General features: G+C 46.4%; 27 protein-coding genes and 1 riboswitch. Of the genes, 10 read left to right on the top strand and 17 right to left on the bottom strand.

What is annotated here, in order from left to right; translation table 11 throughout:
* Nucleotides 1-200: 200 nt before the first annotated feature.
* From A8708_RS21775 to A8708_RS21765, 3 genes are all read left to right on the top strand, one after another.
* On the top strand, nt 201-977 hold the full coding sequence (locus A8708_RS21775; protein ID WP_068667321.1) for a threonine/serine exporter family protein: 777 nt from the start codon (nt 201-203) through the stop codon (nt 975-977).
* 1 nt (nt 978) lies between these two features.
* Nucleotides 979-1,410: a threonine/serine exporter family protein gene (locus A8708_RS21770; RefSeq protein WP_204787610.1), complete on the top strand. Its 432-nt coding sequence runs from the start codon at nt 979-981 to the stop codon at nt 1,408-1,410.
* Between the two features lie 149 nt (nt 1,411-1,559).
* The gene (locus tag A8708_RS21765) at nt 1,560-2,255 is read left to right on the top strand and encodes a class I SAM-dependent methyltransferase (protein ID WP_068667320.1); all 696 of its coding nucleotides are present in this window, start codon (nt 1,560-1,562) and stop codon (nt 2,253-2,255) included.
* 49 nt (nt 2,256-2,304) lie between these two features.
* Here A8708_RS21765 and A8708_RS21760 read toward each other — a convergent pair whose 3' ends face one another.
* The 5 genes from A8708_RS21760 to A8708_RS21745 form a co-directional block, all read right to left on the bottom strand.
* A complete protein-coding gene (locus A8708_RS21760; protein ID WP_239696791.1) occupies nt 2,305-2,724 on the bottom strand; it encodes a DUF2269 family protein in 420 nt (139 codons plus the stop codon).
* 89 nt (nt 2,725-2,813) lie between these two features.
* The gene (locus tag A8708_RS21755) at nt 2,814-3,161 is read right to left on the bottom strand and encodes an ASCH domain-containing protein (protein WP_068667316.1); all 348 of its coding nucleotides are present in this window, start codon (nt 3,159-3,161) and stop codon (nt 2,814-2,816) included.
* An 88-nt stretch (nt 3,162-3,249) separates the two neighbouring features.
* Nucleotides 3,250-3,423, bottom strand: coding sequence for a hypothetical protein (locus A8708_RS35575; protein WP_157264945.1), 174 nt, complete (start codon nt 3,421-3,423; stop codon nt 3,250-3,252).
* A gap of 111 nt (nt 3,424-3,534) precedes the next feature.
* Nucleotides 3,535-4,533 carry an aldose 1-epimerase gene (locus A8708_RS21750; protein ID WP_068667314.1) on the bottom strand — a complete coding sequence of 333 codons (999 nt, stop codon included), beginning with the start codon at nt 4,531-4,533 and terminating at the stop codon, nt 3,535-3,537.
* 220 nt (nt 4,534-4,753) lie between these two features.
* A complete protein-coding gene (locus tag A8708_RS21745) occupies nt 4,754-5,596 on the bottom strand; it encodes a helix-turn-helix transcriptional regulator (protein ID WP_068667312.1) in 843 nt (280 codons plus the stop codon).
* A gap of 112 nt (nt 5,597-5,708) precedes the next feature.
* On the opposite strand from A8708_RS21745, the gene fabF reads away from it, so the two are divergent.
* Complete coding sequence (gene fabF / locus A8708_RS21740; protein WP_068667310.1) at nt 5,709-6,944, top strand: beta-ketoacyl-ACP synthase II; 1,236 nt, start codon at nt 5,709-5,711, stop codon at nt 6,942-6,944.
* Between the two features lie 321 nt (nt 6,945-7,265).
* Here the strand turns inward: fabF and A8708_RS21735 are convergent, their stop codons facing one another.
* Genes A8708_RS21735 through hrpB form a run of 3 tightly spaced genes read right to left on the bottom strand, consistent with a single transcriptional unit; the run spans nt 7,266 to nt 10,761 of the window.
* Nucleotides 7,266-7,529, bottom strand: a complete 264-nt coding sequence (locus tag A8708_RS21735; protein ID WP_157264943.1) for a hypothetical protein — start codon at nt 7,527-7,529, stop codon at nt 7,266-7,268.
* Nucleotides 7,522-8,241 (bottom strand): hypothetical protein, encoded by a 720-nt coding sequence (locus A8708_RS21730; RefSeq protein WP_068667306.1) that lies wholly within the window; start codon nt 8,239-8,241, stop codon nt 7,522-7,524. Before A8708_RS21730 ends, A8708_RS21735 begins: the two co-directional genes overlap by 8 nt.
* A 33-nt stretch (nt 8,242-8,274) precedes the next feature.
* Entirely contained in the window at nt 8,275-10,761 is a 2,487-nt protein-coding gene (gene hrpB / locus A8708_RS21725; RefSeq protein ID WP_068667304.1) for an ATP-dependent helicase HrpB, read from the bottom strand.
* Nucleotides 10,762-10,923: 162 nt separating this feature from the next.
* Between hrpB and A8708_RS21720 the strand changes: the two genes are divergently transcribed.
* Nucleotides 10,924-11,178, top strand: coding sequence for a YpbS family protein (locus tag A8708_RS21720; protein ID WP_068667302.1), 255 nt, complete (start codon nt 10,924-10,926; stop codon nt 11,176-11,178).
* 14 nt (nt 11,179-11,192) lie between these two features.
* Complete coding sequence (locus tag A8708_RS35570; protein ID WP_157264941.1) at nt 11,193-11,357, top strand: hypothetical protein; 165 nt, start codon at nt 11,193-11,195, stop codon at nt 11,355-11,357.
* Nucleotides 11,358-11,412: 55 nt separating this feature from the next.
* Here the strand turns inward: A8708_RS35570 and A8708_RS21715 are convergent, their stop codons facing one another.
* The 3 genes from A8708_RS21715 to A8708_RS21705 are packed head-to-tail and all read right to left on the bottom strand — an operon-like array spanning nt 11,413 to nt 12,670.
* A complete protein-coding gene (locus A8708_RS21715) occupies nt 11,413-12,051 on the bottom strand; it encodes an NUDIX hydrolase (protein WP_068667300.1) in 639 nt (212 codons plus the stop codon).
* A gap of 40 nt (nt 12,052-12,091) precedes the next feature.
* Complete coding sequence (locus tag A8708_RS21710) at nt 12,092-12,346, bottom strand: DUF2164 family protein (protein ID WP_068667298.1); 255 nt, start codon at nt 12,344-12,346, stop codon at nt 12,092-12,094.
* Between the two features lie 15 nt (nt 12,347-12,361).
* Nucleotides 12,362-12,670 (bottom strand): Dabb family protein, encoded by a 309-nt coding sequence (locus tag A8708_RS21705; protein ID WP_068667296.1) that lies wholly within the window; start codon nt 12,668-12,670, stop codon nt 12,362-12,364.
* A gap of 170 nt (nt 12,671-12,840) precedes the next feature.
* On the opposite strand from A8708_RS21705, the gene A8708_RS21700 reads away from it, so the two are divergent.
* The 3 genes from A8708_RS21700 (at nt 12,841) to A8708_RS21690 (ending at nt 14,610) form a co-directional block, all read left to right on the top strand.
* On the top strand, nt 12,841-13,020 hold the full coding sequence (locus A8708_RS21700; RefSeq protein WP_068667294.1) for a hypothetical protein: 180 nt from the start codon (nt 12,841-12,843) through the stop codon (nt 13,018-13,020).
* A gap of 163 nt (nt 13,021-13,183) precedes the next feature.
* Entirely contained in the window at nt 13,184-14,170 is a 987-nt protein-coding gene (locus A8708_RS21695) for a YpdA family putative bacillithiol disulfide reductase (RefSeq protein WP_068667293.1), read from the top strand.
* Between the two features lie 134 nt (nt 14,171-14,304).
* Complete coding sequence (locus tag A8708_RS21690) at nt 14,305-14,610, top strand: hypothetical protein (protein ID WP_239696790.1); 306 nt, start codon at nt 14,305-14,307, stop codon at nt 14,608-14,610.
* Between the two features lie 64 nt (nt 14,611-14,674).
* Here A8708_RS21690 and A8708_RS21685 read toward each other — a convergent pair whose 3' ends face one another.
* From A8708_RS21685 to A8708_RS21660, 6 genes are all read right to left on the bottom strand, one after another.
* Entirely contained in the window at nt 14,675-15,235 is a 561-nt protein-coding gene (locus A8708_RS21685; protein WP_068667291.1) for a DNA-3-methyladenine glycosylase I, read from the bottom strand.
* 81 nt (nt 15,236-15,316) lie between these two features.
* Complete coding sequence (locus tag A8708_RS21680; RefSeq protein ID WP_068667290.1) at nt 15,317-16,117, bottom strand: TatD family hydrolase; 801 nt, start codon at nt 16,115-16,117, stop codon at nt 15,317-15,319.
* Entirely contained in the window at nt 16,104-16,880 is a 777-nt protein-coding gene (locus tag A8708_RS21675; RefSeq protein WP_068667288.1) for an ABC transporter ATP-binding protein, read from the bottom strand. The genes A8708_RS21680 and A8708_RS21675 overlap by 14 nt, the downstream gene beginning before the upstream one ends.
* Before the next feature lie 18 nt (nt 16,881-16,898).
* Nucleotides 16,899-17,666: an ABC transporter permease gene (locus A8708_RS21670; RefSeq protein WP_068667286.1), complete on the bottom strand. Its 768-nt coding sequence runs from the start codon at nt 17,664-17,666 to the stop codon at nt 16,899-16,901.
* On the bottom strand, nt 17,666-17,956 hold the full coding sequence (locus A8708_RS21665; protein WP_068667284.1) for a thiamine-binding protein: 291 nt from the start codon (nt 17,954-17,956) through the stop codon (nt 17,666-17,668). Before A8708_RS21665 ends, A8708_RS21670 begins: the two co-directional genes overlap by 1 nt.
* A 29-nt stretch (nt 17,957-17,985) precedes the next feature.
* Entirely contained in the window at nt 17,986-19,002 is a 1,017-nt protein-coding gene (locus A8708_RS21660; RefSeq protein ID WP_068667282.1) for an ABC transporter substrate-binding protein, read from the bottom strand.
* Between the two features lie 182 nt (nt 19,003-19,184).
* A riboswitch (TPP riboswitch) is annotated at nt 19,185-19,293 on the bottom strand.
* Nucleotides 19,294-19,448: 155 nt separating this feature from the next.
* On the opposite strand from A8708_RS21660, the gene A8708_RS21655 reads away from it, so the two are divergent.
* On the top strand, nt 19,449-20,897 hold the full coding sequence (locus A8708_RS21655) for a spore germination protein (RefSeq protein WP_239696789.1): 1,449 nt from the start codon (nt 19,449-19,451) through the stop codon (nt 20,895-20,897).
* Nucleotides 20,898-20,910 lie beyond the last annotated feature (13 nt).

The following is a 20,910-nucleotide window of genomic DNA, read 5'->3' as shown; positions in this document are numbered from 1 at the left end:
AGTCTCTGTTTCAAGTATGCCTTCCTTTTTATCCCAGCATTATATCATAAACAAACAAAAATTTGCCCCTATCTCATCCTGTTCTCATTCTTTTCACTTTCTAATCTCATCACCGACGCGCCCTTCACTCATTTTCATTCGCAGCCAATTTGATTTATACTTAGGTCAATTATTGGCTAGTTGGAAAGGATACGGATTACATGGCGCAGCCCCCTGCAGCGACGAATTATGAAATCGCACAAGTGTGTTTACTCGCTGGTAAAATCATGTTGGAAAATGGCGGCGAGACTTATCGGGTTGAAGATACGATGACTCATGTGGCCGAAGCTTTTGGTATTCCGAATTCGCATTGCTTTGTCACGCCGACTGGCATCATTTTCTCCATTGATGGTCCTGAGCAGACGACCCGCCTCATTCGCATCTCTTCTCGATCGACCGATTTACGGAAAGTCACGGTGGTGAATGCCATTTCGCGCAGAATCAGTCGAGGAGAGCTATCACCGACAGATGCGTATCAGGAACTTGAAGCTTTAAGTGCCGATACACGTAGATATCCCGCATGGTTGCAGGCATTAGCCGCTGCGATGGCTAGCGGTTGTTTTCTTATCATGTTTCAAGGTACGTGGTCCGATTTCTTCCCAGCGTTCCTTGCTGGTGGTGCGGGTACGATTTCACTCACTTTTTTCCACCGATTAGTTCCCATCAAATTTTTCGCTGAATTTCTTGCATCCTTAATCATTGGCATTATTGCCTATGTAACCGTCACAACAGGACTCGGTCATAATCTCGATAAGATTATTATTGGCTCGGTCATGCCCCTTGTGCCAGGTCTGCTTATCACCAATGCGGTACGTGATTTAATGGCAGGTCATTTCGTATCCGGTGTCTCCAAAGGAGCAGAAGCCTTCTTAACCGCATTTGCCATCGGTGCAGGCATTGCTTTTGTACTGACACTTTATCCAGGAAAGGGGTTCTAGCATGGACATGTTGGAGCAGCTCGTTACTAGCTTCATTTCGACGTCCGCATTCGGCATCATTTTCAATGTACCTCGCAGAACGCTTGTCCAATGCGGGTTTGTTGGGATGATCGGTTGGATGCTCTATTTCTCTTTTCAAAAGGCGTATCTGGATCCCATCGTAGCCACCCTCATTGCATCCTTTGTGGTCACGATTATTTCTCAATTTTTTGCGAAAATATATAAAACACCCGTCATCGTATTCAGTGTCTCTGGCATTATCCCGCTGGTCCCAGGCGGTCTAGCTTATGACGCCATGCGCAATGTCGTTCAAAATCATTATGATGTCGCTGTGCAGCTCGCTGCAAAAGCTTTTTTACTGTCTGGCGCAATTGCTATTGGGCTGGTGTTCTCCGAGGTCATTAACGTACTGTTGAGACGAATTAGAGCATAATTCAACCAAATAAACAAATAAGAAACTAAACCTTAATAGTTTTTACCTATAACTCCAGTGCTTTTACATCTTGGATTTTTTTCCGGATGCCCTATACACTAAGGGTATAGATCACCTTAACCAAGTATTGGAAATGGAGCTGAAGGCGCATGACCGACAACACTAACCATCATATTTTAACTAAATTCGATGAAATTGCTCAAAAGTACGACAGCCAACGCAGAAAATTGATTCCTAGCTTTGATGATTTTTACAATACAGCCGCTTCTTTGGTCCAAGTAGAGCAGAAAGCGCCACGTATCCTTGATTTAGGTGCTGGAACGGGATTATTCTCATCGTATATGCTACGTAGGTACCCAGAAGCGAGGTTAACTTTGATTGACCTGTCGCCAGGCATGCTGGATATTGCCAAGGATAGATTTGCAGATGCTGGCGCTTCAGAAGTGACTTACCTTGTTGGGGATTATTCAACCTTTGCGGATGCAGAGCCTTATGATGCCATTGTCTCTTCCCTCTCCATTCATCATTTGGAGGATGAGGCTAAGAAAGCCCTGTATGCTCAAATTTTCCACCTACTAAAGCCAGGCGGAGTTTTCGTTAATGCCGATCAAGTCTTAGGCAAGACTCCCTTTCTTGATAGCTTATACCGATCGGATTGGGTCGCTAAGATTGAGGCCACAGATCTATCTCCCGAAGCGCTGCAAGCCGCCTATGAGCGTACGAAGCTGGACAGAATGGCTCCATTAGATACGCAGCTTGACTGGCTTCGCGACGCTGGCTTTATTGATGTCGACTGTGTTTACAAGTCTTATAATTTTGTCGTTATGTTAGCTAGAAAAATGTAAGTTAGCCAGAGATCTTTCTCTGAAGGATACCACGTTGCTTCTTGGTATTTTACCAAATTGTCGGCTTCGACACCATGAACCACATCATCGCCAGTGTAATGATCACATACCAGATTAGTGCTTTACGCAGCTTGTTTACGAGCGTATTGCGATCTTCATGAGGAGCTTTAAGCTGGCGCAACAGCGGTGAGAAGGCACGTGCAATGAAGTAAAGCGAAGCAACCATAATCAGGACCGTCGCGACAATCCAAGAGGTTTTCCAACTCCAGGCGGTAATCCAAGTAAGAATAATGCCCGTTGCGACCAACACATGTCCTGCATGCTTCGTCAGTCGAACGGTTATCCGAAACGGCTCTAAATAATCAGGCAGCGACTCGAATGGCGCTCTACGAATAAGAGCTAATAGAGGAAATAGGACGAAATAAGGGCCGATACTGAGTACAACGCTGAAAATATGAATATAGAGCATAATAATATACCAAGACAATGTGATCATCCATTCTATCAGTAAGTAATGTGAATAAACCGTGTGAATCCGAGGATCCACACGGTTTTGTTTTATTCGGCTTTTTTAAATTCGTGTACCCATACTTTCATCTGTGGCAGCCAAGGCATACCAGGATGCATAGCCAGAATACTGTCGCGATACTCATCAACGGTTTCGTGACCTTCTTGTTTCGCATGTTCAGCTGTCAGTTCACCCAGAGCTTGCTGATATACATTGGTTACTGTAAAGCTCGTTCCTTGCAGATCCATGGTTTCACCAATATCCGCATAGCGTCCATTTCGACGGCAAGCTGTTTTTTGTCCCGCAAGAACTTTGCTTACCTCCGCTTCCTTCGTTACCAATCGGTCGATGGAACAGGTTTTCGCCGGTAATGTCTCGTTTACGTTCATCTCACTCATGTTGTTCCCTCCTTTTGCCAGTTTTCATTATAGCGAATCTGCTTCACTTTGTCGAACTGACACATACTACCTAGTTCAACCGTATGAATTACTCTCTTAAAGCTTCCTTCAGCTTTGTTGACATGCTCTCCATGGAGCCCAATGCAGGAGGCTTAACACCGCGCAGACGCGCAATTTCAGCTTTTAATCTCTCATTCTCAGTCAATAATGCCTCGACTTTGGCAATCATCTGCTCACGATCTAAATGATCCCACTTCCCCATCCTTATCACTCCTCAACTCGCAAATACCCCCTCCTAGCAAATTGATCATCCCATCGGATTCACGCTATGCTTCAAAGGGGGCGCTTCCTCTACCTAATTCGTTCACGATTATTATGTAGTTTTGATTGCATATAAACGTGCAGTTTCTTCCCAAACTTCTCCTGGTTCCAAGGAAACAAGTCCGATTTGATCTGCGGGCAGATCCACATTCGGCGCATTAACCAAATTCATTTGCGGCTCAGGACAGAAGAAACCTTCTGTTTTGCCATTATTCCAAATCATCCATTGCTTGTAAGAAGTCCCAACATCATACACGAGCTTGATGCCTTCACGTGCATCGGTCAATGCCATGAAATTGCGGCTATTTTGCGGAACACTCGTATAATGATTATCCATGCTTTCAAAGAATGGCGACAGTCCACCGGTCTTCATTTTCTCTTCATCCGCGGATAGCGCTTGGTACTCACCCGTTGGCAGCATACGGTCGTTCAACGCCCAACGCTCACCGATCGTCATTTGGAACGTATAATCCGAAGGCTGACTATTCACAGCGAATGGTGCGTTAATCGTTGTGTGGAACGCCAACAAGCACGGCATTGCTACATTGCCTTCATTATGTACAGAAATCTGTTGGTGCAAACCTTGCTCATTCAAGGTATAGACTAAGCGAATTGTAAAATCAAATGGCAAAAATTCATGAACAGAATGTCCTTTGCGTACTTGCAGAGCTAATGCAACGTGACTTTCATGGCCATCACTGCTGAAATGCTCAACTACCCATGGAATATTGTGTACAAATCCGTGCAAATGATTACCTGTCTTAGGTTCATTGACTGGGAATTGGAATACGTTCCCTTTCCACGGAAACTTGCCATCTTCATAACGATTCGGCGGGAATAAGACAGGAATCCCATGAATGATTGGACGTTCTTTAAACGCTTCCATTTCTTCAAGTGCAGGCTCACGCAAGAAACGGTATTCCTTCTCTATATCACGGAAAGCAATCAGATTTGCCCCAACATCTGGCAAAACTACTGCTTCATAACGCCCAGCTTGCAGCCAAATCGCTTGTTCACCGTTGTACGTACCCTCATATGCTTTGGTAGACATCTCTTCATTCTCCTCCTAAATAACTGCTTATCCTCTGTCCAAAATATGGACGGACACAATGATTTCACTTTAGCCCATGTGAGCAAAAAAAGTCAATGGACGTAAATTGCTTTTATATAGACAAATGTGACATTTCGTTCAACAGCTTCAAACAGATGCAGCGCAAGCTCCTCATTGTAACCTACGAAGGCCGTCGGTATATCCGTGTCTTGTGAAGTTGTTATTCGCCTAATTTACTCATCAGGAGCCTAATCTTCGTATCCGTATCAGATCCGATCGAAGGTGTGTACACACTGCATCTCAGATCCGTTCTTCCTTGTACTTGCAAGGTTGTGAGATCAAACAACATTTTCCCAACCTTGGCGTGTCGGAACTCAATGAAAACTTCTGGTGCCGTGCTAACATCACTTTCATTCCAGAAAGCTCGGAAATCTTTGCTCCGCTCACTCAATTCCTCAATAAACTCACTATACCAGTTATCTCCTACATATTGACCATAATATGAACGAAACATCGACAAGAATCCTTTGGCAAAGTCACTCCAATTGACAGCCAATGATTTCAGTTCTTTGCGGGTAAAAAGTAGCCAAATCATATTACGTTCTAGTTCCGGGAGCTTAGCAAAGTCTAGAAAGACAGCCGCAGCAGCTTGATTCCAACCAACAATGTGACACCGGCGATCAGAAACAATCGTGGGACAATCATGTAGCTCCGTCAAAATCCGGTTCAAAGCTGGACTTATCGTCGGTATTTGATCAACAAAAGTTGCTGGCGCTGGTTGTTCCAACGCTAAACTGAACAAATACTGCCGCTCATCCTCGTTGAGTTGTAAAGCCATTGCTATGCGATCAAGAACTTGTACGGACATTTTGATGTCTCTCCCTTGTTCCAGCCAGGTATACCATGTCGTACTGACACCAGCAATTGTCGCGACTTCCTCGCGGCGCAAACCAGGCGTACGGCGCCTGCTCCCTCCCAATAATCCTACTTCTTGCGGTTGGATACGTGACCGATGTGCCGTGAGAAAGTTAGATAATTCTTGAAGCCGCTCCTTCGTGTTCATGCTCGTGATTCCTCCTTAACCTAGTATCATAGAAGCCATTATACCAGTATAAACGGTAACTTGTAATAGGATACGCAGTGTGACATTCTATTAAAAAAAGGAGGACGTTGCGATGAATCGTGTGGTTATTACAGGTATGGGCGTCATTACGCCAATAGGAAATCAGGTGGATACATTCTGGGGGAATCTGACGAAGGGGCAATCTGGTATTACGGCGATTGAGCATTTCGACACATCCCATTACAAAACGAATTTCGCTGGCGTTGTTCGGGATTTCGATGCCGAAGCCGCCGTTGGACGTCGCGAGGTACGACGCATGGATCGCTACTGCCAGTTTGCCGTTGCAGCTGCTAAGCAAGCCCTCGAAGACGCTAATCTCGTGATTGATGCCTCCAACGAGGAGCGAATTGGCGTCTATATCGGCTCGGGCATCGGCGGCATTCAGACGATTCTAGACAACTATCGGACTTTGCTTGAGCGAGGGCCAAGCCGAGTCAGTCCGACCGTTGTTCCGATGATGATCGCGAACATGGCTGCTGCTCAGGTTAGCATATTGTACGGCGCCAAAGGGCCTTCCTTGGCTCCCGTTACCGCTTGCGCAACGGGCAATAACGCCATTGGCGAGGCCTTTAAGCTCATCCAGCGCGGAGGCGCAGATGCTGTGATTGCCGGCGGCGCCGAAGCGACGGTCACCGACCTCGCGCTCGCTGGCTTCGGCAACGCAACCGCGTTGTCGACGCGCTGCGACGCGCCGGAGCAGGCGAGTCGCCCGTTCGATGCGCAGCGCGACGGATTCGTCGCCGCCGAAGGAGCCGGCGTGTTGGTCTTGGAGTCGCTCGAGCATGCAGAGCGACGCGGGGCACGGATCCATGCCGAGATCGTCGGCTATGGATCCACCTCGGACGCCTACCACATCGTGGCGACCGATCCTGAGGGCTCGGGGGCTTACCGAGCCATGCGCGAAGCGCTGGTCGATGCGGGGATCGACGCCTCGGAGATCAGCACCATCAACGCACATGCGACAAGCACCGTCGCAGGTGATCTCTCCGAGACACTGGCCATCAAGCGTTTACTTGGAAGTAACGCATACAACGTGCCGATCAGCGCCAACAAATCCATGATCGGCCACATGCTAGGCGCCGCCGGCGGTGTCGAGGCCGTCGCCCTAATCAAGACCTTACAGGACAACCTCATCCCTCCAACCATCAATCTGGACAACCCTGATCCACAGTGTGATCTGGATTATGTACCTCATGCAGCACGACGTGCAGAGCTGCAGTACGGCTTGTCGAGCTCATTTGGATTCGGTGGGCATAATGCCGTGTTGCTATTCAAGAAGTTCGGATGAGGAGATGAACAGGCATTGGAAACGGAAAACAGGAAACTGGCTCTGGAAACTAGGGAACGCACAGCAAATCTCTTTTCAGCAAATGTGAAATGACAATTTTCAAATATTGTTAGTTGAAATATGTCACATGGCTATGTGGTGAAGTGTACTCCAGAGGTTAGGAGTATGGCAGTCGAGCAGGATTATTAGCTCGGTGTCCGTGAGGTCTCAGTGAAATCAATCTGGGGGACACTTTGTTGCATTGCAAAAGCAGTTTCAAAAACAAACAACCGTGCGATCGCACGGTTGTTTGTTTGCTATTCATACTACAATAACGTGAATTTACTTCGCCACAGTTTCTCGCGCAGCGTTGACAAGCAGATCAAACCACTCGTCTTCCTCTAATAATTCCTCAACCGCTTCGATATCCTCTTCTTTGCCAGATTCGCGCAGGAAATGAAGGGCATAGCTCCAGTCGTTTTTGCCTTTTGGGCTTTGAAGCGTGATTTCATAAGGATGCTCATGGCCTTCCACTTTGAATTCCACATGACCGAGGTAGCCATCTTCTTTGCTATGTACCATACTTGCTTTCAAAATTTCAATCATGTTCAACATCCTTTTCTATTGTTTGTAGCCATGTCCAAATTGCGTTCATGGTGGTCTGTAAATTCGATGCTTGTTCCCATATATAGGGATTGTGATCTCTAAAATAATCAGCATGACTCCCGACGATCGGGAGCATGCGCTGGTGAATCGGTGCATGTTTCGAGCGGTTCCAACCGTAGATGCCTAACCGTGTTCGGCTCCATCCCCCCCATGTTCCCAGTCTAGGAATAGGATCGCGAGATTGATTCTGCGGATTCCTAGCATGCAGGTATAACACTTTGTTTTTCAAAGAGGCTGGAATCGCACATCTCGGTGAACCAACTTGAATGACTCCAAGGATATCGCAGCCGTGATGTTCCAGTTCTTTTGCTGCCAAGATAGAGGCTATGGCACCAGCGCTATGACCGATGAAAAGCAGTTTTTCCCCCTGCCTCATTGTAGAAACGACCAATTGGAGCAAACTTTCACCCCCATGAACCGATTTCTTGCGATGGGCATTATGCCACATGTCACGCACAATCTCGCTCAACTGACCTTGCTTTGATCGGTCCCAGTCACCGTATGGAAAGTGCACATGAACACGCACACGTCTGCCTGCTTGCTCATATCGCCAAACAAGTTTCGCTGCAAAGTCATCCAGGAAGTTAGACGCAGTTGCAAAACCAGCTGACATATAGATAACGATCTCAGCAGTATCATCGTGAATGGTCATGACTCCTTCCGTTCCTTTCTAGTATGCATGGGTTCAGGTTCTAGGTTTTGCACGGTTCGTCGGAATGGCTGCCATGGGATCATCCGGCCAGTAGTGCTTGGGATAACGGCCCTTGAGATCTTTCTTTACTTCGAAGTAGGCATCCCGCCAAAAGCTAGCCAAATCCTTCGTCACCTGCATCGGCCGCTGTGCGGGCGATAACAAGTGCAACGTGACAGGCACCCTTCCTTTTGCAATACGAGGCGTATCCGCTAATCCGAACATCTCTTGCAACCGGACAGATAGTGTCGGTGATTCTATGTTGCTATAGTCAACGGGAATTCGTGACCCACTTGGCACTTGAATGTGCGTAGGCGCCCATTCGTCTAACGAACGTCTTTGCTCCCATGTTAGCATTCCTTCTAATAGGCTTGTCAAGTTAAGACGGCTCAATGCGCCTTTACTTTTGACCCCGTACAGTTGTGGACCTAGCCATGTTTCAATGGTTGTCAGCAACGTTTCTTCCCGAAGATCAGGCCAATTTTCTATAAAATGGTGTAGAAAGATGCTTCGTTCCTGAAATTGACGCGCTGATCGTGTCCAGGGCAAGACATCTAAGGATTCCGAACGTATTCCTTCTAGCAAAGTATGAAGAACTAGGTCTGGATCGGGGTCATGCAGCGGTTTATCTTTGAGTGTAATCGCACCTAGCTGCCACCGCTCTCTCACTCGTACAGAGCCTACTGCACTGTCCCATTCTACCACTTGCTCCTTGCGGATATGGTTTTCAAATGCAGTGAACAGCTCCTCCTCTTGTAGAGGAGCCGCAAGATAGATGCGGCTCTCTGTTCCGCTATCGTCCAGCTCTGCTGCGACGATATATCGCTCGTTCGAGAGAGGCTGCAGCTCCGGCAGCACGGCCCCGCGGCCGTTCGCGAGCGTAAACCGCCCCGCCGACCGCCGCTGCGCGACGCGGTCGGGGTAAGCGAAGGCGAGCAGCAGTCCGCTCGCCGCCGCAGAGCTCACGCTCGGCTGCACGCCGAGCGACTGCATCAAGACCTTGGCCTCCGTCGCGATACGGCGGCAAAAGCCAAGGTCCACACCCTCGCGCGCGTCGCCTCGCAGCGCGCGCCAGAGCTCTTCGATGCGGGTGCGCACATCCGCATCCTTCTCGGCGGCGCGCATGAAATCGCGCTCGCTGAGCATGACCGCGAGCTCGCACGCCAGCGCGCCGAGCTCAAGCGGGATGGCTTGCAGCACCATGTGCGCAAGCCGCGGGTGCAGGCCTAACGCCGCGACACGCTTGCCGTGCGGCGTTAGGCCCCCGTTCTCGTGCAGCGCGCCTAGCTGCACGAGCAGTTCCCGCGCCTGCTGATACGCAGGGGCAGGCGGTGGGTCTAGCCAGACCAGCGCAGCGGGGTCTGGCGCGCCCCAGGCGGCGAGATCCAGCGCCAACGGGGCGAGATCCGCTTCGCGGATCTCGGGCGTTGAGCTCGGCGGGAGCTGCCGCTGCTCGGTCTCGGTCCATAGGCGGTAACACACGCCTGGACCGAGACGCCCTGCTCTGCCTCTGCGTTGATCGGCAGAGGCAACGGATACGGGCACCGTCGTCAGACGCGTCATACCGGTGCGGGGCGAGAATCGCGGTACACGCATGAGCCCGCAGTCGATTACGACCGTGATCCCCTCGACCGTCAAGCTGGTTTCAGCGATCGAGGTAGCGAGCACGACCTTGCGATGACCAGGCGTGCGAACAGCCGCCAGCGCTTGGTCTTGATCCTCCAACGAGAGATTCGCGTATAGAGGCGCAACATGCACCGCTTCTCCTAATCGCAACGCTGCCAGTCCATTCGCTACACGATGGATTTCTGCTGCACCTGGCAGGAATACTAGAATACTTCCAGCATGCGCTTGCAAAGCTTGCCCAATACTTGCGACTACTGCGGGTTCTATTCTCCCTATCACTTTCTGTTGTAGATAGCGAGTATCAACTGGATAGATTCGCCCTTCACTCTCAATAATCGGAGCATCGTCCAAAAGCGCTGAAATCTCTTGCGCTTCCAAGGTTGCTGACATCAGTAGAATCCTTAAGTCATCCCGAAGCAGCGTTTGTGATTGACGACTCAAAGCCAGCCCAATGTCTGCATGCAAGCTGCGCTCATGAAATTCATCAAAAATGACGATGCCGACCCCATCCAGCGCAGGATCCTGCTGCAGCATACGGGTTAAAACACCTTCCGTAATAACTTCAATGCGCGTAGTCGGTCCAACACGTGTATCATTTTTCACCCGATAACCAACCGTTTGACCGACCACTTCTCCTAACAGGTTAGCCATGTATCGTGCTGCTGCGCGTGCTGCAAGTCTTCTTGGCTCGAGCATGAGAATCTTCTGCCCTTGCAACCACGCCTCCTCCAATAAGGCTAATGGAACTTGTGTTGTTTTGCCCGCACCAGGCTGCGCGACTAGGATGGCACAGGTGCGTTCTTGTAAAGTATGTATTAGTTGTGGGAGTATTGCCGTAATAGGTAGCACATTCATGGGGTTCACTCCGAGTTCTCTATCTTATTAATGCCATTAATTGTTAGCACAATGAATGAAAGATCACGATTTGTTCATCTGTTTTCTGTTCGGAAACCTGTTCCTTCGCTTTTCAATCGTGTATACTAGAAGACAATCTAGTCACTAAAGGAGAACTTTAACATGAATGTACATGAAGCGATTTCCAAACATTCGAATGCACAGCATTTGCATCTCGTTCGATTTGCTGAGCTTGATGCACAGCGTGAGCACGCCATCGAAGCGGCTGTTGATCTGTGCAAACGCGGGTTGCCATTTAACGTTGATGCCATCAACGCAGTTACAACCCAAATTATCGCCCATGCCCAAAAAGGTATCTCTCCACTCCGTTCCCTTGTTACTGAGGATATGGTTCGTGATTACGTAAACAAAGGGTAAGGAGATACATTTCCATGGGTGTGCTAACTTTTATTTCAATGCTTATCATGGGATCCGCTTTCAGTGCAGGATTCTTACTCTTGTTTAAGCAAAAAATCGCATGGGGAATCACCTGTATTGGGCTCTCCATCGTGTGTTACATCGCGTATGTCTATGTTGCGAATGCCTATTTCGCTTAAAGGACATCACGCACGACAAGAACCGATCAGATCAACTGATTCGGTTCTTTTTCATTCATTCCCAACCCTGTTCCCTCAACTTTTGAAAAAGAAGCTCAAAATATGCTGAGGGATGAGGTACCACTTCTTTTAACGAAATTGGCCATTCGATATCTTCATACTCATTATTGACTCCTCTTTTAAAACCAGTCGCTGTAATCTCTGCCCGTACGCCGTTAACGAGTTGTTTCAAATCCGAAACAGCCACAGCGAATAATCCTGTCACCTCATCTGGCTGTAGTTCATAACTCCGAAGAGCCTGATCGCAGCGATATAGGAACACATGACAGAACTCGCGATCTATCAGCGTATCCGAAATCAGATCCTCTTCGGCAAATACACCACAGGGGATTAAATCCTCGAATGAAACGGAGAGCCCTAACTCTTCCTCGAGTTCGCGAGTCCCCTCTTCGACTGTTTCACCAGCAGCGAGATGCCCTGCACAAGAAATATCCAGAAGATCTGGGAACAAATCTTTGTCAGGATGCCGCAACTGAAGCAGGAGCTTCGGTACGTTGTCATTCAAGGTGACAATCCAGCATTGAAAGGTCTGATGCCATAGTCCCTTGGCATGAACTTCGGAGCGAGGCGCCACGCCGAGCCAATTCCTTTTTTCATCAAACACATCAAACTGTTCTTCCGACTTCTTCATCATACGCTCCCTCATCTGCAGCTCTTGCTCAAAGAAATTTTCGTTATCTCCGAGTAAGCTTGGTAACTTTCATCGCGTAGAGATCGTCCTCTAGCACAGCCATTCGGTCTCTAACACCTTTCAGTGCATCTTCAATGGCAAGATTATAAATAGGAGCTGTAAGCTGCTGAATCATGTAATCGATTAATTGCTCGGCAGCAATCTGACCTACCGTTACCCCTAGCTCGACATCTAAATGTTCCTGCAAATCACTAATTAGCTCGTCTTTCTCTTCCCTGGGTAATTTCAGTACTTTCATCTGTACGTCTCCCTTTTACTCGAAAATTTGGAAATCGATTTCTTGGAAGGAGCTGACTTCTTTCATCCAACGCTCAGCCACATACTGGGTATGTACCGGGTGATTGTTATAAGCTTCGTACGCAGCCTGATTTGCAAAAACCATAGAGAAACCATAGTCGTAATCCGCCTTAGCACTCACTTGACGCAGCACCTCAAATTGCTCAACACCAGGTATTGTCGTTAGCTCTTCCTCGCTGATTTTGAGGAATTGCTCAGCATTTGCGTTATTTTTACCCCCATGGAGTTTAAAAACAACCATATGTTTAATGTTAGACGTATTCATCTTTGACATCTCTCCTTTTTCTTCATCTTCGCTTATTATAGCGGATTTTGTCCCAAGGAACTATACAGACTCTCACTGCTCACTCACCACGTTAAAAAAAGGGAATATAATCCTCCTCTTATGCGCAGATTAACCGAGTACTGTAAATCAGATGAAAAGGAAGTGCTCCCATGGTAGAAAATAACAAACATGAAGGCAACTATACAGGTACTACGAATACGAATGCAGAGAATCAAGATATGGCTTTCGTCAATGATACGTTGGAGAACGCACCAAGCACATCTTCCATTAATCTTGCCAAAGACGATATTAGTGAAGATAATGAAGAAAATCAACTGAATCAAAAATAGTCGTCTTCATACGTTTAGAGCAGTTATTCCGTACCTTTCCAGGAGGCGGAGGCTGCTCTATTTTCGTTAATTCGACTTATTTTCGGGATGATTCAAACTTGGCATCTCTTATTTCGTGAGCTACTATAGACTAATAGGCTTGAATTGAAGGAGGTTGCCACATTTGGAACAAGTCATTGTCATCGGGGCAGGCCCATGCGGATTATCGGCAGCAGTTGCTTTAGAACGCGCTGGTCTGTCACCATTACTCATAGAAAAAAGTTGTATCGTGAATGCCATTTATTTATATCCTACGTATTTGCAATTTTTCAGTACACCGGAATTATTAGAGATTGGCGGTTATTCCTTTACGACTCCACACGACAAACCCTACCGTCAGGAAGCGCTTGTTTATTATCGTGAGGTCGCTCGCAGAGAGCAGTTGCGTATACACTCTTATGAAGAAGCTGTTCGGATTGAGCAAGTAGCCTCTGGATTTAAGGTCCTTACGTCCGATCAATTTGGTAACAAAGCCACTTACAATACGCACAAGGTCGTTGTTGCTACTGGCTACTTCGATCACCCTAATTTGCTGGGCATTCCAGGTGAGGAACTTCCCAAAACGACGCATTACTACAGGGAAGCACATCCGTATGCTGGAGCCAAAGTTGCGATTATCGGCGGAAACAATTCAGCCGTGGATGCAGCTATGGATTTACTCCGCGTAGGTGCTGAGGTAACTGTTGTCTACCGAGGCAAAGATTTTTCAGCCAATATTAAACCATGGGTTCGCCCATTGTTTGAAAGCATGGTGAATAAAGGACGCATCCGCATGTGGTTTGACTCGCAGGTAGAACGAATAGACGAACAAGCTATTCTCGTCCGAAAAGGAAGCGAACACGTCACTTTGGATAATGACTTTGTACTTGCCTTAACCGGATTTCGTCCAGATCGACAGCTGCTTACGGATATTGGTGTTCAGTTTCATGAAGAAACGAACGCACCCCTGGTCAATCCAGACACGATGGAAACGAACATTCCCGGGCTATATGTCGCAGGTGTAGTCGCTTCTTCCAAATATGATGCGAACGAGATCTTCATTGAAAGCGGCCGCTTGCACGGACTTTCCATTACAGCACATATTGTTAACGATCAGAGCCTTCAATCTTAGAGATTGACGGCTTTTTTTCATTCTTTCTATGAAAATATTTCCTTTTTTTCAGAGATTCCTCTTCCATTGCGAACACTTGTTTGCTATAATGAAAACAAGAACAAATGTTCCAATTAGATGAGGAGGTAGTTAACATGATGAACCCCAGTCACAATTTTCGTTTTATCGAGAGAGATTATTGGTACCATAAGGCATTGTGTGACACTGACCATCTTTTGCCTGAACAGATTGATGAGATGCTTGATGAAACCCACACCTACTATGCCGATTACACGTTCAAGTTTTATGACGATGGATCGGTAACGATCATAGATAACGATACGAACAACCGCATTAAACCAAAGGAATTGACAGGTGCCATCTATGATTTCTACATCCGCAAACGGATTCATATGATCAAGGTTAATCTAATAGAGAAACAACTCCAACATGCCAATTGAAGCACAATAAGGCCATCTGATTCGGACGCTTCCGTCCTTCAGATGGCCTTATGTTTACCTCATGCTAGTCCCTTTGATAACAGAAACAAGTTTGCGTGTGATCATTCACCATACCTACAGCCTGCATATAAGCATAACAAATCGTCGAACCGACGAATTTGAACCCACGCTTCTTTAAATCCTTACTCATACGATCAGAGATATCCGTTTTGGCAGGCAACTGACGACTGTCTTCCCAGTTATTCTTGATGGTTTTGCCACCTACGAAGCTCCAAATGTACGAATCAAATGTGCCGAACTCGCCTTGCACCTTAAGAAAGGCTTTGGCATTCTGGACGACGGAAGCTATTTTCAAACGATTACGCACGATGCCAGGATTCAAGAGCAATTCCTGCAGCTTCGCCTCATCATAATTCACAATTACGTGCGGGTCAAAACCATCGAACGCTTCCCTATAGCTTTCTCGCTTCTTCAAAATCGTATACCAACTTAACCCAGCTTGAGCACCTTCCAAATTCAGCATCTCAAACAAGACGCGGTCATCATGCACGGGAACTCCCCATTCATGGTCATGGTAATCTTGATATAAAGGGTCTTCGTTGACCCAACCGCAACGATTTGTCATGATATTCCTTCACCTCATCCAAATATCGAACATGTGTTCTATTTCATTATAGATCCTATACGAACACTTGTCCAGTTGGATTTATTTAAGTTCACCAGGCAGATTGTAGAAGTGATTGGTGTTTTGGAATAGAATAGCAGCCGTATCTTGCACGCTTTTCCCCTTCAGTTCAGCGATTTGTTCAATGACTGCGTGAATCATACGCGGATGTGTCTCCTCACCTGCGAACGGTCCTTCAAATGGCCAAGGTCCATCTGTTTCTACCATCATGAGCTCCAAAGGATAATTACGAACTAATGTTCTAATTTCTTCTTCATAGAGAACATCTGGCGTGATAGAGATATAATAACCTGCGCCTATCATACGCTCTACGGTTTCATTAGATCCTTTAAACCAATGGAAATGCGCCCTCTTAATTCCGTATTTGGCTAGTAATGCACAAGCGATATCCGCATCCTCGTATACGGCATGCAGGACAACTGGCTTATCCCACTGGGCAGCAAGCTGCAAGAAACGCTCCAGCAGCCTAATATAAGATGTTACGTCAAACGATTGTCCCGCCGCTTCTACTTCGTGGCGTGTGTAATATGGAAGTCCTATTTCACCAACTGCGATCATGTCATCTATGTGCTCATGCATCCAATCAATTAAAGCCTCCAACTGATCTGTCGTGGGCAATTCCTGCTCTGGATGAAATCCGTAAGCAGCAAATATACGATCTGGAGCAAGCGACTTCAAATGATTCGTTATTTTACAGGAATCTAGATGACGGGATACCGCGATTAAGGCCAGCACCTGCGAGGCTTTCATTTCTGCTAGTATCAATTTCGCTGACGTTTCGTCGTACATATCGAGATGAATATGCGCATCAATAGCTGACATTGTTTGTTTTCTCCCGTCGCAGTAGTCCTTGTATATGCTGTCTTAGTGCAATAAACGCCGATTCTTGCATGACAGCTTCCTGACGAGGTCTTGCCCATGGTACTTTCAACTCTTCCAAGATGCTTGCAGGCTTATTGGAGAGTACATAGATACGATCAGACAAGAATAGTGCCTCCTCGATACTATGAGTGACAAATAAGATGGAGCGTTTATTGTGCTCCCAAATGTTAAGAAGCCACGCCTGCATATCAAGTCTTGTTAACGCATCTAATGAGCCGAAAGGCTCATCTAAACACATAAGCTCCTGCGGACTTAACAAGGCGCGTAAGAACGAAACACGTTGCTGCATCCCACCTGACAGGACATGTGGAAATTCTCGTTCATAACCTCCCAGTCCAACTTTAGGCAGCCATTCTCTAGCTTTGGCGATCGCCGCAGTGCGCGACTCGCCGGCTACTTCCTGACCTAGTGCTACATTTTCTTCAATAGAGCGCCATGGAAACAATGCCGGTTGCTGCGGCATGTAAGAAATAAGCCCTTTTTTCCCTGTTACCTGCTCGTTATCCAGCCACACTTCACCCGAAGTCGGCTGAACGAGTCCACCTATGATATGAAATAAAGTGCTCTTACCACTGCCAGAGGGGCCAATGATGGACACGAACTCACCTTGCTCGACATGAAGATGGATATCTGCAAGCACGGAGACTTGCCCTTTTTTATTCGGAAACATATGGTGAATCCCTGTAAGCTTTAATTTGCTCATAGTTACAGCCTTCCTCTCCTACGAGGAACGTTTGACGTTCCAACGAATGATGAGCTTCTCAAGCCCAGCTATGAGCCAGAAAAAGAGTAGACTCAGAATCACGATGATCCCGATTGCCACAAATTCCCGATCCGCACGGAAGGCTGATTTTTGTAAGATCATATAATAGCCAAGACCCACATTTCCGCCTAGCCATTCAGCAATAACTGCCCCCATCACACTATAAGTAGCGGATATTTTGAGCCCCGTAAATAGAAATGGCAAAGCATGAGGCAGCTCTAATTTATAGAAAATTTGGCGTTTCGATGCACCAATCATTTGCATGTAATTATACATGCTGCGATCGGTCTGCATGAAGCCATCTAACGTCGACATCGTCACAGGGAAGAAACAGACAAGTGAGATCAATATAAGCTTAGGTAATAGGCCAAAACCAAATAAAATAATTAACAGCGGTCCCAGTGCGATAACTGGGATATTTTGAGATAAGATCAGCAGCGGATAGAAACCGGCCTTAACGAAAGGAAGCCTATGCAGTAAGCTGGCAACTAGAACACCGCCAATAGCTCCGATACTAAAACCCATGCACATCAAACGCACGGTAGCCCACATATGCATCCACACGCGCGACATATCTGTGGTACCGTCTCGCCATATTTTCAGCGGACTTGGAAGCAGCCAATCTGCGGTTCCTGCCCAAGAGACAGCCAACTGCCAAATAAACAACAGAAGGATGACTACCACAAGTGGCGGCCATCCTGCTTGAATCCAGCGACGGATGTTCATTATCTGTACTTCTCCGTTAATTTGTCCATTGAAGCACCTGACGGATTGAAATAAATTTTCACTTGCGAAATGACTTTCGGGCTGCCCATGTCAATCATGGCCGTATTCATATCTTGAATAATGAGAAGGAGTTGATCCAACTCACCTTCCATCGTCGTTTCCAGAGGCGAAACGAAATATTTAACACCAGACTTTGCAATCACTTCAATTGCTCGATCTACATAGGGAATGACGTCTTCGCCATTTACTGTTTTCGGTATAATTTGAATACTTACAAGTGCATTAGCCATGATTGACAATCTCCTCTTCGAGTTAGGAATTATTTCTTGCTTTCAGGTAAAAATGAATTCGTAAATGCCGCATCCACATCCAGCTTTTTCTCTAGTAGCTTGTGATCCAACATCCACGTGGCGTAGTTCTCCCACACGGATTTCTTTTGCTCACCCCAACGTGTCGCATCATCCTGATAACGTGGGCTTAACCACTTTTGACTAGCAACGACAAGCTTAGGATCTAGATCTGGAACAGCCTTAATCAATATGTTGGCCGCATCTTCAGGTTTGGAAATGGCAAATTGATACCCTTTGGCCGCGGCTGCAACGAATGCCTTCACGATTTCTGGCTTCGATGAGATCATCTTCTCATTTGTCGCCAATACGGGTGTATAATAATCCAGTTTATCTGAATATTTGTTCAAATAAATCATGTTCATCGGCTCACCACGCAGTTCCGCATCTACACCCGTCCAAGCATAGTAAATCCATGCAAAGTCAATATCGCGTTTGACCGCTGTAAAATAATCCGCGTCACCGATATTAACCATTTTCACCTTTGTCGCATCCGCTTTCTCTGATTGCATCAGGGATTCAATCATAGCACTTTCAGAAGGGGCGCCCCAACCGCCATACGATTTGTTCTCGAAGTCCTTCGGTGATTTGATGTTCTTCGCAACCGGTGAAGCAAAACCAGATGTATTATGTTGAATAACTGCTGCAATCGAGACTAACGGTACGCCTTGAATACGGCCTTGCGTGATGCTCTCTTGATAACTCACACCAAACTCTGCTGCGCCAGAAGCGATCATCGTATCCGCTCCACTTTCACCAGGGGCAATAATTTGCACATTCAAGCCCTCTTGCTCAAAAAATCCTTGATCTTTCGCGACATACAACCCCGTGTGGTTCGTATTCGGCGTCCAATCTAGGACAACCTTTACGTCAGTTAGCTTTTTACTTCCTTCTGTCGGTTGAACTGACTTTCCTGTGTCGTTGCCGCAACCTGCCATTACTACAGTAAAGCTAACTAACAACAATGGTGCAATTTTGTTCCATTTCATCTTCTTCTACCCCTTCTCTGTGGATCTTGATGTAACCATGCGAAAAAGCCCCCGTTATCCGGGAGCGCCAGTGCAATTCTATCAAATTCTACGCTGGCATTACCCCAGGAGTTAATAGAAAACTAAAAAGCCGCTAAGGACCAATGGTCTCTCGCGGCGTATACGTTGACATTCATACACTTGTGTCGTGTACAATCATTCTCTGCACTAGCATTATCTAGATCAGATCGAACGGTCAGCGGTATATCCCGCACTCTCAGCCTGACTACTCAAGCTCCCGGATGGTTACTATTCAATTTACATTACTATAACCCTAGTTAAATAAATAAGCAAGTTATCCCTATTTACCGCCCTTTGGGTATACTTTCCATATTCAGAAGCATAATAAGGGCGAAGTACTTTATGGTGAGGAGATGCTCATAATTCCACAACATATACACACTATTTTGAAGGATACCATTAAATCCCATGATTTGATACAATCTGTTCATTTGATCCACGGTAAACGTATTTATTTCACGTATTGCAATGCTATTGTTGACCAGAATCGACTCCAACAAGAAGTCTTACACCGTCTTCAAATCTCAACAACAGAAATTACGAATCTATCTGTGTTACAACAACTTATTCCACTAGAGAAGATCAGCGTATCATCGAATTTGGAGGAAGTTACACAATGTTTGATCAAAGGTTCCCTGTTTATTCAGTTGGAATCCGACTTAAATGAAGGGCTTCTAGTCCATCTTGCAGATCTTAAATTGGGCTATCGCAGTAATAACGAAGCGGATAATGAATATAGCGTAATCGGCCCCAAAGTTGGCTTTGTCGAAGATATAGATACGAACCTCAATCTACTCCGCAAAGAGATTATATCCGACAAGTTGCTTTTTGAAGAACATACCTTAGGCTCACTATCGCAAACTAGAGTTATGATTGTATACATCGAAGATATTTGCAACCCTCAGCATGTCCATACGGTCAGACAGAGACTTTTGGATCTGGATTTCGATGTGATATTCGATAGTTCTATTATTGACCAAATCATAACCGATAACGCAAATTCACCCTTTCCCTTATTTATGTCTTCCGAACGCGTGGACAGGACCAAATTCAACCTCTTAAATGGCCAAGTGGCACTTTTAAGCAATGGTTCTCCTTATGTCATCTCTGGACCTACCACTGTGTTCGATTTCTTCATTTCACCAGAAGATTATTACTTGCCCTGGGTCTTAGGCTCCTTTTTCCGATGCATACGATATTTCGGAGTTGCCTTTTCCATCCTTGCTTCTCCCGTCTATGTTGCGGTGTTAACTTTTCATTATTCCGTTATCCCACAATCACTTCTAGCTCCAATTATTGAATCTAGAGCTAACGTCCCCTTCGCACCGATCTTTGAAGTCTTGCTGTTGGAATTGACGGTCGAATTGCTAAGAGAAGCTGGGGCTAGATTACCAACCAAAGTCGGACAGACGCTAGGGATTGTAGGTGGTATCGTACTTGGTGAAGCAGCCGTGCAAGCAGGTCTTACCAGTACTATTTTAATTATCATCGTATCGCTTTCAGCATTGTCCTCCTTTGCCACACCCATCTTCAAAATGGCGAACACGATACGATTTCTGAGATTCCCTTTCATGTGCCTAGCTGCAGCTTGGGGAGGGTTAGGTGTGATAATTGGGTTGGTGCTTCTTCTGGGCCATTTATTGCGCTTAAGATCCTTAGGTACCCCCTATCTCGTTCCTGTATTCCCATTTCGTTCTCACGACTACAGAGATAGCTTTATTCGTTCCTCCCTCAACATAACGACTAACCGTCCAGGGTATATACGACCTCTTTCGGCCAAACGATTTAAGGTTAACAAAACTAACGATATTAGCGATGATTACAATAACGAATAAATCAGAAGTTAGG

Origin of the sequence: Paenibacillus oryzisoli (assembly GCF_001653565.1) — a bacterium.
GTDB classification, from domain to species: Bacteria; Bacillota; Bacilli; order Paenibacillales; family NBRC-103111; genus Paenibacillus_E; species Paenibacillus_E oryzisoli.
Note: the sequence above shows the minus strand (reverse complement) of the source record. Positions and strands in the feature narration are given on the sequence as shown.

What these genes read in the sequence shown, in the direction of transcription:
- A8708_RS21675 (WP_068667288.1), bottom strand. Translation starts at nt 16,880, where the DNA reads ATGAGCAAATTAAAGCTTACAGGGATTCACCATATGTTTCCGAATAAA.
- fabF (WP_068667310.1), top strand. Translation starts at nt 5,709, where the DNA reads ATGAATCGTGTGGTTATTACAGGTATGGGCGTCATTACGCCAATAGGA.
- A8708_RS21680 (WP_068667290.1), bottom strand. Translation starts at nt 16,117, where the DNA reads ATGTCAGCTATTGATGCGCATATTCATCTCGATATGTACGACGAAACG.
- A8708_RS21715 (WP_068667300.1), bottom strand. Translation starts at nt 12,051, where the DNA reads ATGATGAAGAAGTCGGAAGAACAGTTTGATGTGTTTGATGAAAAAAGG.
- A8708_RS21705 (WP_068667296.1), bottom strand. Translation starts at nt 12,670, where the DNA reads ATGAATACGTCTAACATTAAACATATGGTTGTTTTTAAACTCCATGGG.
- A8708_RS21710 (WP_068667298.1), bottom strand. Translation starts at nt 12,346, where the DNA reads ATGAAAGTACTGAAATTACCCAGGGAAGAGAAAGACGAGCTAATTAGT.
- A8708_RS21765 (WP_068667320.1), top strand. Translation starts at nt 1,560, where the DNA reads ATGACCGACAACACTAACCATCATATTTTAACTAAATTCGATGAAATT.
- A8708_RS21735 (WP_157264943.1), bottom strand. Translation starts at nt 7,529, where the DNA reads ATGATTGAAATTTTGAAAGCAAGTATGGTACATAGCAAAGAAGATGGC.
- A8708_RS35575 (WP_157264945.1), bottom strand. Translation starts at nt 3,423, where the DNA reads ATGGGGAAGTGGGATCATTTAGATCGTGAGCAGATGATTGCCAAAGTC.
- A8708_RS21660 (WP_068667282.1), bottom strand. Translation starts at nt 19,002, where the DNA reads ATGAAATGGAACAAAATTGCACCATTGTTGTTAGTTAGCTTTACTGTA.
- A8708_RS21685 (WP_068667291.1), bottom strand. Translation starts at nt 15,235, where the DNA reads ATGACAAATCGTTGCGGTTGGGTCAACGAAGACCCTTTATATCAAGAT.
- A8708_RS21730 (WP_068667306.1), bottom strand. Translation starts at nt 8,241, where the DNA reads ATGACCATTCACGATGATACTGCTGAGATCGTTATCTATATGTCAGCT.
- A8708_RS21750 (WP_068667314.1), bottom strand. Translation starts at nt 4,533, where the DNA reads ATGTCTACCAAAGCATATGAGGGTACGTACAACGGTGAACAAGCGATT.
- A8708_RS21690 (WP_239696790.1), top strand. Translation starts at nt 14,305, where the DNA reads ATGATGAACCCCAGTCACAATTTTCGTTTTATCGAGAGAGATTATTGG.
- A8708_RS21720 (WP_068667302.1), top strand. Translation starts at nt 10,924, where the DNA reads ATGAATGTACATGAAGCGATTTCCAAACATTCGAATGCACAGCATTTG.
- A8708_RS21745 (WP_068667312.1), bottom strand. Translation starts at nt 5,596, where the DNA reads ATGAACACGAAGGAGCGGCTTCAAGAATTATCTAACTTTCTCACGGCA.
- hrpB (WP_068667304.1), bottom strand. Translation starts at nt 10,761, where the DNA reads ATGAATGTGCTACCTATTACGGCAATACTCCCACAACTAATACATACT.
- A8708_RS21755 (WP_068667316.1), bottom strand. Translation starts at nt 3,161, where the DNA reads ATGAGTGAGATGAACGTAAACGAGACATTACCGGCGAAAACCTGTTCC.
- A8708_RS21775 (WP_068667321.1), top strand. Translation starts at nt 201, where the DNA reads ATGGCGCAGCCCCCTGCAGCGACGAATTATGAAATCGCACAAGTGTGT.
- A8708_RS35570 (WP_157264941.1), top strand. Translation starts at nt 11,193, where the DNA reads ATGGGTGTGCTAACTTTTATTTCAATGCTTATCATGGGATCCGCTTTC.
- A8708_RS21670 (WP_068667286.1), bottom strand. Translation starts at nt 17,666, where the DNA reads ATGAACATCCGTCGCTGGATTCAAGCAGGATGGCCGCCACTTGTGGTA.
- A8708_RS21665 (WP_068667284.1), bottom strand. Translation starts at nt 17,956, where the DNA reads ATGGCTAATGCACTTGTAAGTATTCAAATTATACCGAAAACAGTAAAT.
- A8708_RS21770 (WP_204787610.1), top strand. Translation starts at nt 979, where the DNA reads ATGGACATGTTGGAGCAGCTCGTTACTAGCTTCATTTCGACGTCCGCA.
- A8708_RS21700 (WP_068667294.1), top strand. Translation starts at nt 12,841, where the DNA reads ATGGTAGAAAATAACAAACATGAAGGCAACTATACAGGTACTACGAAT.
- A8708_RS21760 (WP_239696791.1), bottom strand. Translation starts at nt 2,724, where the DNA reads ATGCTCTATATTCATATTTTCAGCGTTGTACTCAGTATCGGCCCTTAT.